Here is a 16,506-nt window from a genome sequence, read left to right on the forward strand (position 1 = left end):
TATAACGGCAGCGGCTACAACGAATAGCGACGGTTTGCCCGACTGGGAAGCCGCGACTAGGCTGCTATGAGTCTTTACCGGTCGTCATGGGCGATGGCCGACCGGAAGATGCGTCGATCACAACGACGCCAGATATGTTAGCCGCAAGACGCTCACGCCCGGATGGCGTGATGATCGCCCGAAACGGGGACAAACCCCCGAAAGGGCAACATTAGCAGGAGGCACTAATGTCCAGTCCCGAGCATAAGCAGAAGATCTGGAAGCTGATCGAAAAGATCAAGGTCGGCATGTTGGTGACCCTTGATGACGGCGTGCCGCGTTCACGTCCCATGCACCTGGTGCAGAATGCCTACGACGGTACGCTCTGGTTCTATACGCGGCGCAGCGCGGAGAAGGCATTCGAGGCGAAGGCCGATCAGGATGTCTGTCTCTCCTTTTCCGACCAGGATGACGGCATCTACGTATCGATGTCGGGCACGGCTCGTCTCAACCATGATCCCGAGCTGATCGAGAAATACTGGAATCCGTTCGTGGCAGCGTGGTTTACCGGGGGCAAGGACGATCCCGATATCACCATGATGGAGATCGATATTCATTTCGGCGAACACTGGCAGTCGCGAGACAGCAAGACGTTCCAGCTCTACGAATTCGCCAAGGCCAACATCAAAAAGGACCACCAGCCGAATATCGGCGAGAACGAGAAGTTCGGTCACTAACGCGCGCTTGTCGGCCTAAGCACTCTGGCCAACGCCGTCAATATCTTCCGATATTGGCGGCGTATCAGGTAAAAGCGGTGCGTCAATCCGTACCATTGACAGTCGTGCGCCAAGTCAGGATAAAGAGTCCTCACAAGTCACATAGCGACCCCCCATGTTTCTGCTGACGGCATTCGTCGTTCTCTCGATCGGTTTTTCCTTTGTCTGTTCGGTACTGGAAGCCGCGCTGCTCTCGCTGACACCGAGCTACATCGCGCAGCTCAAGGACACCCGCCCCAAGCTTCACGACAAGCTCAACAAGCTCAAGTCCAACATAGATCGGCCGCTGGCGGCGATCCTGACCCTCAATACCATCGCCCATACCGTGGGTGCGACCGGCGTCGGCGCGCAGGTAGCGGTCGTATTTGGCGACGCCCACGTAGCGATTGCCTCGGCGCTGATGACGTTCGGCATTCTGGTGTTTTCGGAGATCATCCCCAAAACCATCGGCGCGAGCTACTGGCGAGTCCTGGCACCGTTTTTACCGCGGATTCTGCGTGTCATGGTATTGGTACTGCTGCCTTTCATCTGGCTTTCCGAGATGATCACCAATCGTATTGCCAAGCACGAAGGCGATGTCGATATGCGTGGAGAGATCAAGGCATTGGCGCGGATCGGGCTCGAGGAGAAGGCGCTGGATCCTGATGAAACGCGGACCATCACCAATATTCTCAACTTGCACGAAATTCTGGTGAAGAACGTCATGACGCCGCGAACCGTGTGCGAAACGGTGACTCCCGGCATGACCGTCGCCGATTTCGATCGCCGTTACGGCAAGACCCAGTTCACGCGTTTTCCGATCATGGACGGTGCCGAAGACGCGCTAGGTTATGTGCACAAGGCAGATACCTATCACGCTGAAGACGAGCAGACGCTGAAGTCGCTGATGCATCCGGTTGCCACCGTCGATGAGGCCGATAGCGTCGAGCATGTCTTTGCTGCCATGCTCAAGGATCACAACCATATGCGGGTAGTCTACGACGATCATGGCAGTTGGGTGGGGGTGATCACCATGGAAGACGTGATCGAGACGATCCTGGGGCAGGATATCGTCGACGAAACCGACAACGTGCATAACCTGCGCAAGTACGCCAAGCAGCGCTGGCTGAAGCGGGTCCGTCGCAACGACTCTTCTCAACCGCCGCCGGCCTGAAGCCGGCGGCGCTCCTCAACGTCGGGCAGGGTCAGATGACTTTCTTGCGCAGCCAGGCCGCCAGCGCCTCGCCCAGGATCACCAGTACGATGATCGCCAGCAGAATGGTTGCGACCGTCCGCCAGGCGAGGGTGTCGATGGCGCCCTGTAGAATCACGCCGATGCCGCCAGCGCCGACCAGACCCAACACGGTCGATTCGCGCAGGTTGATGTCCCAGCGCAGGATGCTGATCGCGAAGAAGGTAGGAATGACCTGCGGCACGATGGCATAGAGCACAACCTTGGCTCGCGAGGCACCGGTCGCCTCCAGCGCTTCCACTGGACGGCGGTCGATCTCCTCGATGGCCTCGCCCAGCAGCTTGCCGAGAAACCCAATCGACCGGAACATGATCGCGATGATCCCGGCCAGTACGCCAGGGCCGAAGATCGCCACGAACAGCAGCGCCCAGATCAGCGTATTGACCGACCGGCTCGAGACCAGAATGAAACGCCCTAGCCACAGCGTGAAGCGGTTGGGCGTCGTGTTCTGGGCCGCGATATAGGCGATCGGCAGCGACATGAAGACGGCGACGAAGGTTGCGATGGTAGCGATGTTGAGCGTCTCGACCAGTGCCCACAGTATCGCGCGGATATTGCGCACGTCCGGCGGCACCATACGGCTGAACAGATCGCCGACCTGGGCAGGGGCGCCCCACACCCACGGCCAGATGATATCGATGCTCTCTACCGCCCAGACCACCGCGGCGGCGACCACCAGCATCGTGGCAAGACGTTTCCAGCGCTGCTGCGGGGTATAGCGCGCCCAGGTGCGTTCGGCTACGTTCGGGGACGTCTGGATGGTCATCCGATGTTCCTCCTGATACGACCGCTGATCGCTTCACTGATCAGGATGACCCCTATGATCACCAGCGTGATCGCCAGCGCGAAGTCGTAGTCGTAGCGCCCGAAGGCATTCATCAGCGTCGAGCCGATGCCGCCTGCACCGACGATTCCGACCACCGCCGAGGCGCGCAGGTTACTGTCGAGCTGATAGATACCCAGGCCGATCTGGCGCGGCATGATCTGCGGCAGCACCGCAAACTGCAGCACGCTGATGTAGCGCGTGCCGCTGGCGCGCAGGGCTTCCACCTGACCCCAGTCGATCTCCTCGATACGCTCGGCCAGCATCTTGGCGACGAAGCCGATCGAGTAGAGCGTCAGCGTCAGAATACCGGCCACCGGGCCGAATCCCACTGCCTTGACGAACAGGATCGCCACGATCACCGGGTGGAAGCTGCGAGCCACGATGATGATTGCCCGGCCCAGCAGGTAGATCGGCTTGGCGGCGATGTTGCGCGCTGCCATGAAGGCGATGGGAACGCTCAACGCCAGACCGAGCAGCGTCGCCAGAATGGCGATCTGCAGACTCTCGAGAAAGCCGTCGATCAACAGTTCGTAGCGATCAAAGTTGGGCGGAAAGGCACCTGAGAAGATCCGCGCGGCGCGGGTCATGCCCTGGCTGATGCGGGCGAGATCGAATGGCAGGATCGAGATCGCCCAGATCGCATAGACCACGACCCCGATGACCAGTCCCCAGCGCAGCAGGGGGTTGGCGATGAACGGTGGCTTGCGCCAGGTCCGGCGTTCGGTCGTCGCGTTCATGGCATGACCGCCTGTGCCTGGCCGATATCGGCCTGCCGGCGATCTTCGCCGGGCGTGCCGTTGTAGACGGCATCCATCGCCTCTTGATCCAAATCGGCCGGCTCGCCATCGAAGATCAGCTTGCCGAATCGCATGCCGACGATGCGCTGGGTATATTCCCGCGCCTCGGCGACGTTATGGATATTGATCAGGACCGGCAGCGAGAGTTCCTGAGCGAGAGTCTGCAACAGCTCCATTATCTGACGGGAACTGACCGGATCGAGAGAGGCCGTGGGTTCGTCGGCGAGCAGGATCTCCGGCTGCTGCATCAGGGCTCGCACCACGCCCACGCGCTGACGTTCGCCGCCGGACAGCGCATCGGCGCGCTTATTGGCGTAGTGAGCGATACCCACGCGCTCCATCAGGTGGTAGGCACGTTCGATATCCTCGGCTGGATACTTGCGCAGCGCGGCACGCCAGTAGGGGATATAGCCCAGGCGCCCGCACTGGACGTTTTCCATCACCGTCAGGCGATCCACCAGATTGAAGCCCTGGAAAATCATGCCGATACGTCGACGCGCCTTGCGGAGTTCTTCCCGTTTGAGGTGGGTCAGCTCGAGACCGTTGAGCTCGATACTGCCTTCCGTGGGTTCCACCAGCCGATTGATGCAGCGCAGCAGCGTGCTCTTGCCCGCCCCCGAGGCGCCGATAATCGACACTACCGATTCGCCGGCCACGTCGAGATCGAGCCCGCGCAGCACCGGCTCGCCATGGCCGTAACGCTTGACCAGATTCTGAATGCGCAGCATGAGGATTCCTCGTGGCTGACGGCGCCATCGTCCTTCATGGCAGAAGGCGCCGTCGGGCCGGGTTATTCGACGTTTTCCTGGGAGTAGACGACGCCATTGGCATCCTGGATGTCGCGGATGACTTCCCAATCCTTTTGATAAGTGACCGGTACGAATTTGGTCACCCCGGAAAACTCCTCGCCCAGCTCGGTGCCTTTCATGTCGAAGCTGAAGAACGCTTTCTTGATCTTGTCGACCAGCTCCGGCTTGAGGTTATTGGCGTAGGTATAGGAAGTGGTGGGGAAGCGTTTGGATTCGAAGATGATCTTGACCTCCTCCGGATCGTAAAGGCCACGCTCGGCCATGCGGTCGACCACTTCGGATGCCACCGGTGCGGCGTCGTAGTCCCCCGCGACCACGCCCAGCATCGACTGGTCATGGGAGCCCGAATAGACCACTTCATAATCCTCGTCCGGGGTGATGCCCTGCTTGGGGAACAGCGCGCGAGGCGCCAGGTTGCCGGAATTGGAAGTCGGCGAGGTGTGAGCGACGCGCTTGCCCTTGAGATCGCTCAGCTCATCGATGCCGCTGTCCTTACGGGTGTAGACCTGCAGGGTGTAACCGAACTCGCCGTCGTCGCTGCCCATGATCGCGAAGGGCACCGCTCCCGCCAGATTGACAGCAAACGGCGTCGGCCCGGTGGAGAAACCGGCGACCTGTATGCGGCCGCTGCGCATCGCTTCGATTTCTGCAGCATTCGATTGCACGGCGTAGAAACGAACGTCCTTGCCGGTCACGTCGCGCAAGTGCTCGATGAACGGTTCCCAGATGTCTGCGTAGATCGCGGGATCCTCGACCGGGGTATAGGCGAAGACCAGCGGATCGGGATCGAGATACCGGGATTCGTCGGTAGGCGCATCAGCAACCAGGTCGCCATCGGCATCGCAGTACATCGGCGCGAGATCCCCGCGTTGCGGGCACTCTTCAGCGGCCTGCGCCGCGAAGGCAATGCCGCAGCCGAGCGTCAGTGTGGCCAGAAGCGAGAGGGGTAGGCGTAGAGAACGGGACTTGGATCGTTTGAGGCGTCGTAGCATGGCAGCGTCTCCTGAGACGGAGGTTGTTATAAGCGACACCGGCCGCGCGAGTTGTGTGTCTAGTTGGGCCACGTTCGGTGTCATGGTTTTGTCATAGTGTGCGCAAAATCCGCCAAAAAGCGCATTCGACTTTCGCTAATGACTGCATTTCATGTTCGTTTCCGAGCAAAAGGCAAGAATGTTGGTGATTTAATTGTTATGTTATAACATATTTTTTAACGGTTCCGTTGAGGAGACTGACATGCCGTCAGTGCTCATCGAAAGCGCTCGCCTCGTCAAAGACGATGCCGGCCTGGAACGACCTAGCAGGAGGAATCCAATGAATTCGTTACCCGTCACCGTTCTGTCCGGCTTTCTCGGCGCCGGCAAGACCACTGTGCTGAATCATCTGCTCAACAACCGCGACGGCCGGCGCATCGCGGTGATCGTCAACGACATGAGCGAAATCAATATCGACGCCGCGCTGATCGAACGCGAAGTCGATTTCAATCGTGCCGAAGAGAAGCTCGTGGAGATGAGCAACGGCTGCATCTGCTGCACGTTGCGCGAGGATCTGCTGATCGAGGTGACTCGGCTCGCCGACGAGGGACGCTTCGACTACCTGGTGATAGAGTCCACCGGCATCTCCGAGCCGCTGCCGGTGGCCGAAACATTCACCTTCGAGGACGAGCAGGGCCGCAGCCTATCCCAGGTCGCCCGGCTGGATACATCGGTCACGATCGTCGATGGCGCCAACTTCCTCTCGCAATACCATGAAGCCAAGTCACTCGCCGAAGTTGGTGAAAGCCTGGGCGAAGAGGACGAGCGCAACGTCGCCGACCTGCTGGTCGATCAGATCGAATTCTGCGACGTGCTGTTGATCTCCAAGGCCGACTTGATCGACACGCGGACCCTCGGCGAACTCGAGGCGGTATTGAGCAGCCTCAATCCCGACGCCGAGATCATCTCTATCAGCCATGGACAGGTACCTCTGGAGACCGTGCTGGATACCGGTCGCTTCAGCTTCGAGCGTGCCCAGCAGGCGCCGGGCTGGCTCAAGGAGATGCGCGGCGAGCACTTGCCGGAGACCGAGGAGTACGGGATTTCCAGCTTCACTTTCGAGGCGCGGCGGCCGTTTCATCCCGAGCGCTTTTTTGACGTGCTTCACGGTGACTGGGGGGATGGCAGGCTGCTGCGTTCGAAGGGCTTTTTCTGGTTAGCCAGTCGGCCGCAGTACGCCGGCCAATGGAGTCAGGCCGGTGGTATTGCCCACCACGGCTTTGCCGGGCTGTTCTGGCGTGCGGTACCGGAGTCGCGCTGGCCGCAGGAGCCTGAATATCGCGCCTCGATCCTGGAGAAATGGCAGGAACCGTTCGGTGACATGCGCCAGGAACTGGTGTTCATCGGCCAAGGGCTGGACGCTACCGATATTCGTCGGCGACTCGAGGCTTGTCTGCTCGACGACGACGAACTGGCGCGCGGCAAGGAATACTGGGTGACGCTACCGGATCCCTTCCCCGAGTGGGGTATCGCCGCCTGATTCCGGTTTCGATGCGCTCATAGTTCGGTCTCCCAGTCAGCTCTCCACCAGAGCTTCCCCGATTATCCTCATGAGGGTATATCGGGGTTTTTTTATGGCAGCCGCCAACGCCTGGGGCTTTCTCCAGTGATACCTCTCGATTCAACGATACATTTAGCTCAATCAATATATCCAGATTCAACGATATACTTTACTTCAGCGATATTTTTAGATGTTCGACTCGGAATATTGATATTGCTCCGGCGTCATCTTTCGGGCGAAAACTGGCTGCATTCGCCGGCTTTTAACGCAATCCTAATGTTACTTTGGTTTTTAATTCATGTACTTAGCTGACTGAAGACTAAAATTTCGGCCAGTGCTGTCGATAGTAGTTGCAACGCACTTAGCCTGGTTGAAATACACCCGGTAATAACGTCGTTCCGGGCACGCACTACAGAATTCCGGATGACTCGCTATAGAGCTCGACGAACAATACTCGATGAATAATAAAAGGAACGCAGGACATGGCACTCTTTCGCTCGCCGCGTCATCATGAAACCGTGCTCGACGCCATTCATCGTGCCATGGCCATCATCGAGTTTTCCCGCGATGGCATCATCCTTGCCGCCAATACCAACTTTCTCGACATCACCGGGTATCGTGCCGACGATTTGATCGGCCAGCACCACCGCCGACTCTGCGATCCGGCGCTGGCGGCGAGTCATGAATACGCGGCCTTCTGGGAGCGGCTGCGTCAAGGCGAATTCATTGCCGGTCGTTTCAAACGCATCACCGGAGACGGTCGCATCCTCTGGCTGGAAGCGTCTTACAATCCGATCCGCAACCGCCGTGGCAAGGTCATCCGCGTGGTCAAGACGGCCACCGATATCACTGCGCGGGTGCGCGACGAGCAGGACATGCACAGCCGACTCAACGCCATCGATCGCGCCATGGCGGTTATCGAGTTCTCCCCGGACGGCCATATCCTGGCGGCCAACGATAATTTCCTGAACGCGGTGGGCTATGCTTTAGAAGAACTCCAAGGGACGCATCATCGGATATTCTGTGAGCGAGACTATGCTGCAAGCCAGAAATACCGTGAGTTCTGGGCCCATCTGAACGCTGGTGAATTCATGTCGGGGCAGTTCAAACGACTCGACAGGCAAGGTCGAACGCTGTGGCTCGAAGCGAGCTATAACCCGGTCTTCGATTCCGAGGGGCAGCTCTATAAAGTGGTCAAGTTCGCCACCGACATCACCGACCGCGTGACACGTGAGAACGAAAGCGCGCAAATGGCTTATCGCATCTCGTCGAATACGGAAACTTCCGCCAACGACGGTTCACGTATCATCAACGAGACCATCACCGAAATTCGCTGTATCGCCGATCAGGTTGCGGCCGCGTCGCAGCAGATCGACACCCTGGCGCAACGCTCGGCCGATATTAACGCGGTCATCGAAAGCATTCGTGATATCGCCGAGCAGACCAATCTGCTGGCGCTCAATGCCGCCATCGAGGCGGCCCGTGCCGGCGAGCATGGCCGCGGCTTCGCGGTGGTGTCCCACGAAGTACGCCAACTGTCGATATGCACCTCGCAAGCCACCCGCGATATCACCGCTACCGTTGCCAGCCTGCGCGATCTCACCCACGAAGTGAGGGGTGGCATGCAGGCCTGTCTGGGCAGCGTGGAAAACGGCGTCCGCATGGCGGGGGAAGCCGGCAATGCCATCGACAGAATTCGCGCCGGGGCCAACGACGTCGTCAGTGCCATTGCCCTTGTTACCTCGACCCTGCATCACCTCGAAGCGGAGAACGCCCCGGTCCTGCGTTGTGCGCCATGAATGTGGGCGTGTCGTAACCGATCGCCCGTCTATCTGCGGATCTCCTTTTTGGGCTATCGCCAGGTACGGCCATTTGTGGCTCTTGCTCGGTATAGCCATTGCCAAAGAATTATTAGCCAGCTACATTTCTTGCCATCATTCGTTTCAGGAAATTCTTTCATGGCTTCTCCCAAGCTGTTTACGCCGCTCAAGCTCGGCAGACTCGAACTGCCCAATCGTGTCGTCATCTCTCCGATGTGTCAGTACTCCGCGGATGACAACGGCAACATGACCGACTGGCATACGATCCATCTCGGCAATCTGGCGCTCTCCGGTGCCGGACTGCTGATCGTCGAAGCCTCCTCGGTCGCCCCGGAAGGACGCATTACCCCAGGCGACGTGGGGCTCTACTCGGACGCCAACGAGCAGGCAATGGCGCGTATGCTCGAGGCCGTGCGGGCCCATTCGCCGATGCCGATCGGCATCCAGTTGGGCCACGCCGGTCGCAAGGCTTCCTGTCAGGCGCCGTGGGAAGGCGGAGCCCAATTGAGCCTCGAAGCCGGGGGATGGCAGACGATTGCGCCGTCCGCCGTCGCGTATCAGGAGGGCCAGCGGCCGCCACAGGCGATGAGTCTCGAGGATATCGAGGCGCTCAAGGCAAACTTCGTCGCCTCGGCCAAACGTGCCGAGCGTCTCGGCTTTGAATTGATCGAACTGCACGCGGCGCATGGTTATCTGCTGCACGAGTTCCTGTCGCCGCTTTCGAATCAGCGCGACGACGAGTACGGCGGCAGTCTGGAAAATCGCATGCGGCTAATCCTCGAGATATTCGACGCCGTGCGTGAAGTGTTCCCGAGCGAAAAGCCGGTGGGTATTCGTATCTCCGGCAGTGACTGGGTCGAAGGCGGCTGGGATCTGGAGCAGAGCGTGGCGTTGGCCAAGGCGCTCGACGCCCGTGGCTGCAGCTTTATCGACTGCTCCGGTGGTGGTCTCGATCCACGCCAGGCGCTCGATGTCGGTCCCAGTTATCAGGTACCGTTCGCCCGGCGCATGAAACAGGAAGTCGCGATGCCGGTATTTGCGGTGGGGCTGATCACCGAGCCGGAACAAGCCGAAGGCATTGTCTTCAGCGGTGAAGCGGACGCCGTCGCGCTGGCACGCGGCATGCTTTTTGATCCGCGCTGGCCGTGGCACGCCGCCGCCAAGCTGGGTGCCAGCGTGCACGCCCCCAAGCAGTACCTGCGCAGCCAGCCGCATACGCTGAAAGAACTGTTCGAATGAGTCGATGACAGCGACTTTCCGACCGACGAGCGAGGTGCATCGATCACGCCCCGCATCGCAGCAGCGATGCGGGGCGTGGTCGTTTTTCAGGTGCTTCGCTGCCGGTCACTAGATCGTATCTTCGATACGCCAGTTGACCGGAACTTCGGCAATGCCGGCGCTAGGCGGCAGTTCCAGCAGCAGGCGCACGATCCGTGCCACGTCTTCGGGCTGGGTAACGTCCGTCGCTTCGACGTTGGCCCCCGCCGCCATATCGGTGGCGACGAAGCCGGGACAGATCGCCGTGGCGCGTACGCGCGTTTCGGCGCTGCACTGGCGCAGGCCATGAACGAAGGCCTGAGCCGCGAACTTGCTCATGGCATAGAGGCCCGACCCCGCCGATCGCACTCGTTTACCCGAGAGCGATACGATCGACACCACCTTGCCCTGTTCGGCGTCGACGAGGTGCGGCCAGACCTGCTGTGTCAGCAGCATCGGTGCCTTCGCGTTGACGGCCATGACCTGATCGAACTCATCGCTGCTCGCTTCCAGCACCGAAGACCGGCTGAGAATGCCGGCATTGTTGATCAATGCATCGATGCGACCGAAAACGCGAATGGTGTCTTCGACCCAGGCCTGGCCGCTCTGCGAGTCGAGCGCATCGTAATGGCAGACCAGCCAGTCCTTGCGTTCCGGGCGTTCGGCCGGTTCGCTTCGACAGCCGAGGCTGACGCGCCAGCCCGCAGCGTGAAGGGTTTCGGCGATGGCGGCGCCAATGCCGCGATTGGCACCGCTGATCATGACCACGGGGGCGTCATCGGACATCTCGGACTCCTCGAAGAAGAAGGGAAGGTGGCGGGTAACGGCGTCTAGGTTGACTCCATCAGACTAGGGAAGGCTCCCGTGTTGCGCGAGGCACTCACCCAGCGCCTCGCCGAGACGATCGACGTGGTCACGCCTGAACACCAGCGGTGGCCGGATCTTGAGCACGTTGCCGCCGGGGCCGGTGGCGCTGATCAGGACACGGCGTTGGCGCAGCGCGTCGACCAGCGCTTGCGCGGCCGTGGCGTCCGATTGGCCGTTGTCGTCGAGCACCTCGACGCCGGCGAGCAGACCGGCACCGCGAATGTCGCCAAGTCGCCCGCTCGCCTGGGCCAGCTCGGCCAGCCGCTCATGCAGATAGTGACCGACCTTGGCGGCCTTCTCGACGATGTTTTCTTCAGCGATCACGTCCTGCACCGCGAGCGCGGCGGCGCAGGCCACCGGGTTACCGCCGAAGGTGTTGAAGTAGCGCGCCACGTCGCCGAAATGGTCCATGACGTCGCGACGCGCCACGACGCCCGCCACCGGATGGCCGTTGCCCAGCGGTTTACCCAGCGTGACTAGATCGGCGCTGACGCCGTGGCGTGGGAAGCCCCACATCACGCCGGTACGACCGAGCCCGGCCTGGACCTCGTCGGCAATATAGAGCCCGCCGGCACGGCGTATCGTGTCCACTGCCGGGCCTAGAAATCCGACCGGATCGGTGACGATGCCATCGCTCGAGAAGACGCTATCGAGCAACATTGCGGCGGGGCGGATGCCGTCGGCGGCGAGATCGTTGATCGCCGCCTGCACGCCAGCGGCGAAACGCTCACCCATCGCCGCCGCGCCGTCGCCATGATCGACCGGCGCCGGCACGGTTCTGACGGCATCACCCAGCTTGACGCGGCTGCCCAGCGACGGAGATGCCTCGGCGATCGCCTGGGTTACGCCGTGATAGGCCAGTTCGGTGACGATCACGCCCTCGCTGCCGGTGAAGGCGCGCGCCATGCGTAGGGCCAGGTCGTTGGCTTCGCTGCCGGAGCAGGTGAAAACCATCTGCTCGAGCGGTGCCGGTAGCGTGTCGATGATCCGCTCGGCACAGTCGAGAATCGTCTCGTGCAGATAGCGGGTGTGCGTATTGAGCGTCGCGGCCTGATGCGCTATCGCCGCCACCACGCGCGGGTGACAGTGGCCGACGCAGGCGACGTTGTTGTAGGCGTCCAGATGCGCCGTGCCATGGCGGTCGAAAAGCCATACACCATCACCGCGTACCGGATGAAACGGCTCGGTATAGAACAACCGATAGGAGGCGCCGAGCAGTCGCCGGCGGCGCTCGAGCAGCGCCTCATCGTAGGAATCCGTCATGCGGGTAGGCCTCCAGGGATGGCGTTGTCGTCGAGCGAGGCGTACAAGCGTCTTTCGAATGTGGTATCCGACAGGTCGGTGCAATAGCGCAGCGCCCGCCACGAGACTGCCGTGTTGCGCAGCAGGTAGGCGGCGTTGTCCGGATGCTGTAGGGCTCGGTGCGTGGAAACCGTGATCGCCATGGCCAGACGGGTTTCGATCAGACCGCGCAAGAGCTCGATCTCCGCTGCAGCCAGCGCCGATTGTCGGTGATAGCCGGCGATCAGCGCGAGTGCGCCGGCCAGCGGATCTCGAGGATCGTTCATCTGGTACGCCGCCGCGACGGCTAGATCGACGATTCGCGGTGCGAACAACATATCGCCGAAGTCGATGATACCCGCCGGGCAGTCCGGCTCTTCAGGTGTAAACAGCACGTTATGGCCGTTGAGGTCGTTATGGACCGGCTGACGTGGCAGCCGGGCCAGATACGGCCGCAGCTGCTTGTCGAAAGCGGCCAGCCGCTGATGAATCAACTCGCGCGACTCGCGCTCGGCGAGGCAGGCTGTCTGCGGGAGCAGTTCATGGGCGCGCTGCAGATCCCAGGGCATGCGCTGATCGGCCACCGGATGCCGAAAGTCGGCAAGCGCATCATCGATACGCGCCAGCCATTTGCCCAGCGTATGGCGGAATGCCGTCGAGGAGACGTGGCCGGCCAGTGGTGTTCCGGCCAGGAAGGTGGATAGACGCACGCGACTGTGCCGGCCGCCATCGAGTCGATACCCCGGCGCCGGATCGCCATCGAGCGCCCTCACGACTCGCGGGATCGGTAGGGCCGGGTCGCGCTCGGCCAGCCGTGTCAGCGCGCGGACCTGGAAGTCCGTCACCGCCTCGCGCTCCGCCGGATGGGTGAACTTGAGCAGATAGCGCCGGCCGTCTGCAGCGGTGGCACGGAAGTTACGATCGCGCTCACCGGCCAGTGGCGTCAGTGTGGCTTTGAGGCCGAAACGCGCCTCGAGCAGCTTGTGGGCGTCTCCCGGCGAGACGTCGATGGATGGCGCATCGAGTACGTCCCCGGATGCCGTAGCGGTCCCGTCGGCGCCGACCGTCGGCTGATCTTTCGAGCCGGGACTCATGCGAATCCCGCCAGGGCGCTCGCCAGGTTGTCGCCCAGCGCGTCGGAGAGATAGCCGCCTTCCTGTATCAACACGGTGGGCAGGCCGAGCTGGGCGATACGCCTCGTGATGCGCTCGAAGCCTTCGGTGGTGACCGCCACGCCCTGGTAGGGATCGTGCTCGTACGCGTCGAGCCCCAATGACACCACCAGGGCTCCAGGGGCAAAAGCGGCGATGCGATCACAGGCGCGCTCCAGCTCACGCAGATAACCTTCGGTATTCAGCCCCTTCGGCAATGGCAGATTGAGGTTGTAGCCCTCGCCCGCGTCGCGGCCCGTTTCGTGAGCATGGCCGGTGAAAAACGGTGTCATATAGTGGGGGTCGGCGTGCAGCGAGATCGTCAATACGTCGGCGCGATCGTAGAAGACGCCCTGGGTGCCGTTGCCGTGATGCACATCGATATCGAGTATCGCCACGCGTTCGTGGTGAGGGCGTAGATCGCAGGCCGCGATGGCGGCGTTGTTGAGATAGCAGAAACCGTTGGCGCGTTCGGCGTAGGCATGATGCCCCGGCGGCCGACACAGTGCATAGGCCGCGCGAGCGCCGCCCTGCACGTGCTGCACCGCGCTCAGCGCGCAATGCGCTGCACCCTCGGCGGCGCGCCACGTGCCAGCACCAATAGCCGCTGCCATGTCACCCAGATGAAAGCCCACCCGGCCGACCAGATGCTGGGGGTAGGTGCAGGGTTCGCCAGGGAAGGGATGGACGTTGGGAATCACCTCTTCCGGATTGCTGTCCTCGAGTTCCAGCCAGCGCGCGTGTACGTTTTCGAGAAAGTCGAGATAGCGCGGCGTATGCACTGTTTCCAAAGTCTCGCGGTCGAAGGTATCGGCCGGAGCGATGGTGTGCCCGGCACGCTGGGCCGCCAGCTTCAGGCGCTCGGCGCGCTCCGGCTGCTCGTTGCTACGTCTGATCTGGCCGCGAACGACGAAGAATTGCGGGTCATGGCCGTGATGGGTATCGCTCGAGAAAACGTGCACGCGTGACTCCTGAATCGTTGTTGTCGGTCCGCTATCGTTCATTCGATATATGATGCATCATAACGACGAGCTTACGCCGACTCCGCTCTGTAGCCAAGGCGAGCTATAAAAAGACGAGCTAAGACAAGACGAACCAAGACAAGAGCCGAGCCAGCAGCCAGGTCAGGAGTGAGGCCATGCCGCTGCTGGCTGGGCAGATACCGAGGTTCGCGTTAGCGTGGCGCCGGCTTTCCTGCTTAGAGAGACGATATGGATCACTGCTTTGATCGCGTCGAGCACGCTTCGCTCGGCAGCAATGTCTATGCCCATCTACGCGACTCGCTGATCAGCGGGCAGCTCAAGCCCAATGACCGTCTGCGTATTCGAGAACTGGCCGAGCAGTTCGGCACCAGCGTTACGCCGGTGCGCGATGCGATCCTGCGACTGTGCAAGGAAAAAGTGCTGGAGATGCGCACCGCACGCGACATTCGCGTGCCGGTGATCGACGTCGCGCAGTACGAGGAAATCTATCGGCTGCGGCTGGAACTCGAGGGAATGGCCGCGGCGCTGGCGGTGGTGAACATCGATGCCGCCGGTGTGACGCAGCTGACTCGGCAGGTCGAGTCCAACCATCGAGCGATCGCGGCCGGCGATATGGCCGACGCGATGAAACTCAACCAGCAGTTCCACTTCGCACTGGTGACACTGGCTGAGTCACCGCTGCTCGAGCACTTCATCGACAGCCTGTGGATGCGTGCTGGGCCGGTGATCGCGCTGGCCTATCGCGCCTTCTCCGAGCGTGTGGCGATCCAGCATCACTGGGAGGTGCTGGAAGCGCTGGAGTCGCGCGACGAGGAAGCGGCTCGCGCCGCGATCCGCCGTGACATCGAGGACGGCTACGAGATGATGTCCCGGTTCTTGACCGCGATGCAGGCGGATGTCGGCAGGCATCGTTAACTCCCGGCCGATCTGTCGAATTCCGGCCCAGCGCTATCGAATAGACGGCTCGCTAACGGAGTCGCGTCGAAGCGCTTTCACTCGCCGCCGAGCTCGCGCATGACTTTGTAGAGCGCCGATTTCGCCTCGAAGCCAACCCCCGGCACGTCCGGCAAACCCACATAGCCGTTTTCGACGCGGATTCCGTCGGCGAACCCCCCGAAAGGCTGGAACACGTCCGGGTAGGATTCGTTGCCGCCCAAATGCAGACCGGCGGCGATGTTGAGCGACATCTGGTGGCCGCCGTGGGGTACCACGCGACGGCTGGACCATCCCATCTCGGCCATGACTTCCAGGGTGCGTAGATACTCCACCAGACCGTAGGAGAGCGCGCAGTCGAACTGCAGGTAATCGCGGTCGGGGCGCATGCCGGCGTAGCGCAGCAGGTTGCGGGCATCCTGATGCGAGAACAGATTCTCGCCGGTCGCCATGGGCAGGTCGTAGTGGTTCGCCAGCTCCGCCTGCAATGCGTAATCGAGCGGGTCGCCGGCTTCTTCGTACCAGAACAGGCCGTAGGGCTTGAGCGCTTCGGCATAGGCGATGGCCGTCGGCTGATCGAAGCGCCCGTTGGCGTCGACCGCCAGGCGGCTGCCGTCTCCGACCACCTCCAGCACTGCCTCGATCCGGCGTAGATCCTCGTCCAGCGGCGCCGCGCCGATCTTCATCTTGACCACGCTGTAGCCGCGATCGAGATAGCCCCGCATCTCGTCCTGAAGCTTCGAGTGGTCCTTGCCGGGATAGTAATAACCGCCGGCGGCGTAGACCCAGACCTTGTTGTCCGCCTGGCCATTGCGATAGCGCTCCGCCAGCAGCCGATAGAGCGGTTTGCCTTCTATCTTGGCCACGGCATCCCAGATCGCCATGTCGATGGTGCCGACTGCCACGGAGCGCTCGCCGTGGCCGCCTGGCTTCTCGTTGGTCATCAAAGTCTTCCAGATGGCGAACGGGTCCAGGTTGTCGCGATCGTGATCGATCAGCGTATCGGGGTCGGCCTCCAGCACCCGCGCCAGAAAGCGATCGCGCATCAGCGCGCCCTGGCCGTAGCGGCCGTTGGAGTTGAAACCGTAACCGATCACCGGCTTGCCGTCGCGGATCACGTCGGTGACGACCGCGACCACCGAACAGGTCATCTTGGAAAAATCGATATAGGCGTTGGCGATGGGGGACGCGATCGATGCGGTCTGTTCTCGAATATCCACAATGCGCATGGCTTATCACTCGCTGATAATGAGGAGATCGCCAC

General features: G+C 61.4%; 15 protein-coding genes. 6 read left to right on the plus strand and 9 right to left on the minus strand.

The genetic code is table 11. The features are described 5' to 3' along the window. The first annotated feature begins 227 nt into the window (after positions 1-227). Together DOM27_RS03945 and DOM27_RS03950 are read left to right on the plus strand one after the other, a co-directional pair. Complete coding sequence (locus DOM27_RS03945) at positions 228-716, plus strand: pyridoxamine 5'-phosphate oxidase family protein (RefSeq protein WP_110654720.1); 489 nt, start codon at positions 228-230, stop codon at positions 714-716. 154 nt (positions 717-870) lie between these two features. Beyond that, positions 871-1,908: a CNNM domain-containing protein gene (locus DOM27_RS03950; RefSeq protein WP_110654721.1), complete on the plus strand. Its 1,038-nt coding sequence runs from the start codon at positions 871-873 to the stop codon at positions 1,906-1,908. 31 nt (positions 1,909-1,939) lie between these two features. Here the strand turns inward: DOM27_RS03950 and phnE (DOM27_RS03955) are convergent, their stop codons facing one another. The 4 genes from phnE (DOM27_RS03955) to phnD all read right to left on the minus strand — a co-directional run bounded on the left by phnE (DOM27_RS03955) (position 1,940) and on the right by phnD (position 5,410). After that, positions 1,940-2,752: a phosphonate ABC transporter, permease protein PhnE gene (gene phnE, locus DOM27_RS03955; protein WP_110654722.1), complete on the minus strand. Its 813-nt coding sequence runs from the start codon at positions 2,750-2,752 to the stop codon at positions 1,940-1,942. Continuing rightward, positions 2,749-3,549 carry a phosphonate ABC transporter, permease protein PhnE gene (gene phnE, locus DOM27_RS03960; protein ID WP_110654723.1) on the minus strand — a complete coding sequence of 267 codons (801 nt, stop codon included), beginning with the start codon at positions 3,547-3,549 and terminating at the stop codon, positions 2,749-2,751. Before phnE (DOM27_RS03960) ends, phnE (DOM27_RS03955) begins: the two co-directional genes overlap by 4 nt. Next, positions 3,546-4,337 carry a phosphonate ABC transporter ATP-binding protein gene (gene phnC / locus DOM27_RS03965; RefSeq protein ID WP_110654724.1) on the minus strand — a complete coding sequence of 264 codons (792 nt, stop codon included), beginning with the start codon at positions 4,335-4,337 and terminating at the stop codon, positions 3,546-3,548. Before phnC ends, phnE (DOM27_RS03960) begins: the two co-directional genes overlap by 4 nt. Before the next feature lie 62 nt (positions 4,338-4,399). Continuing rightward, a complete protein-coding gene (gene phnD, locus DOM27_RS03970) occupies positions 4,400-5,410 on the minus strand; it encodes a phosphate/phosphite/phosphonate ABC transporter substrate-binding protein (RefSeq protein ID WP_110654725.1) in 1,011 nt (336 codons plus the stop codon). A gap of 319 nt (positions 5,411-5,729) precedes the next feature. Here phnD and zigA point away from each other — a divergent pair, with 319 nt between their 5' ends. From zigA to DOM27_RS03985, 3 genes are all read left to right on the plus strand, one after another. Then, positions 5,730-6,929 (plus strand): zinc metallochaperone GTPase ZigA, encoded by a 1,200-nt coding sequence (gene zigA / locus DOM27_RS03975; protein ID WP_110654726.1) that lies wholly within the window; start codon positions 5,730-5,732, stop codon positions 6,927-6,929. Positions 6,930-7,432: 503 nt separating this feature from the next. After that, complete coding sequence (locus tag DOM27_RS18170; protein WP_110654727.1) at positions 7,433-8,749, plus strand: methyl-accepting chemotaxis protein; 1,317 nt, start codon at positions 7,433-7,435, stop codon at positions 8,747-8,749. Positions 8,750-8,908: 159 nt separating this feature from the next. After that, a complete protein-coding gene (locus DOM27_RS03985; RefSeq protein ID WP_110654728.1) occupies positions 8,909-10,009 on the plus strand; it encodes an NADH:flavin oxidoreductase/NADH oxidase in 1,101 nt (366 codons plus the stop codon). Between the two features lie 108 nt (positions 10,010-10,117). Here the strand turns inward: DOM27_RS03985 and DOM27_RS03990 are convergent, their stop codons facing one another. The 4 genes from DOM27_RS03990 to DOM27_RS04005 form a co-directional block, all read right to left on the minus strand. Further along, positions 10,118-10,813, minus strand: coding sequence for an SDR family NAD(P)-dependent oxidoreductase (locus DOM27_RS03990; protein WP_110654729.1), 696 nt, complete (start codon positions 10,811-10,813; stop codon positions 10,118-10,120). 63 nt (positions 10,814-10,876) lie between these two features. After that, the gene (locus DOM27_RS03995) at positions 10,877-12,157 is read right to left on the minus strand and encodes an aspartate aminotransferase family protein (protein WP_110654730.1); all 1,281 of its coding nucleotides are present in this window, start codon (positions 12,155-12,157) and stop codon (positions 10,877-10,879) included. Then, positions 12,154-13,269 carry a phosphotransferase gene (locus DOM27_RS04000; RefSeq protein ID WP_110654731.1) on the minus strand — a complete coding sequence of 372 codons (1,116 nt, stop codon included), beginning with the start codon at positions 13,267-13,269 and terminating at the stop codon, positions 12,154-12,156. The genes DOM27_RS03995 and DOM27_RS04000 overlap by 4 nt, the downstream gene beginning before the upstream one ends. Next, the gene (locus tag DOM27_RS04005) at positions 13,266-14,288 is read right to left on the minus strand and encodes a histone deacetylase family protein (RefSeq protein WP_110654732.1); all 1,023 of its coding nucleotides are present in this window, start codon (positions 14,286-14,288) and stop codon (positions 13,266-13,268) included. Before DOM27_RS04005 ends, DOM27_RS04000 begins: the two co-directional genes overlap by 4 nt. Before the next feature lie 249 nt (positions 14,289-14,537). Here DOM27_RS04005 and DOM27_RS04010 point away from each other — a divergent pair, with 249 nt between their 5' ends. Then, positions 14,538-15,224, plus strand: a complete 687-nt coding sequence (locus tag DOM27_RS04010) for a GntR family transcriptional regulator (protein ID WP_110654733.1) — start codon at positions 14,538-14,540, stop codon at positions 15,222-15,224. Positions 15,225-15,301: 77 nt separating this feature from the next. Here the strand turns inward: DOM27_RS04010 and DOM27_RS04015 are convergent, their stop codons facing one another. Next, the gene (locus DOM27_RS04015) at positions 15,302-16,471 is read right to left on the minus strand and encodes a mandelate racemase/muconate lactonizing enzyme family protein (protein ID WP_110654734.1); all 1,170 of its coding nucleotides are present in this window, start codon (positions 16,469-16,471) and stop codon (positions 15,302-15,304) included. Positions 16,472-16,506 lie beyond the last annotated feature (35 nt).

Source organism: Salinicola halimionae, from assembly GCF_003206065.1.
GTDB lineage: Bacteria > Pseudomonadota > Gammaproteobacteria > Pseudomonadales > Halomonadaceae > Salinicola > Salinicola halimionae.